This is a genomic window from Microbacterium sp. UBA1612 (assembly GCF_002321605.1).
In the GTDB taxonomy this organism is placed as follows: Bacteria; Actinomycetota; Actinomycetes; order Actinomycetales; family Microbacteriaceae; genus Microbacterium; species Microbacterium luteum.
Window position 1 is genome coordinate 1 of record NZ_DCMW01000040.1, and the last position, 288, is coordinate 288.

Here is a 288-nt window from a genome sequence, read left to right on the forward strand (position 1 = left end):
GATCTCGTCCATGTGGTAGCCGGCCAGCGGAACCTCGCTCGTGCCGACGAGGTAGAGGTCGTCCTCCTCGAGGTGGTAGACCTCGGCGGCGTGCTGGCCGAGGAATCCGGTGCCGCGCATCACCTCGGGCCGCACGAGAGTCGGCGGGATGAGCGGGATGAAACCCGCCTGCAGCGCCCGGTCCAGCGCGAGGTTCATCAGCGCCATCTCGAGGCGCGCACCGATGCCGGTGAGGAAGTAGAAACGACTCCCCGACACCTTGGTGCCGCGCTCCATGTCGATCGCGCC

At 68.1% G+C, this 288-nt stretch carries 1 pseudogene; it reads right to left on the reverse strand.

From position 1 onward, the window contains the following. Positions 1–288 (reverse strand): annotated as a pseudogene (locus tag B3S45_RS14400) (serine--tRNA ligase); the annotation flags it as partial.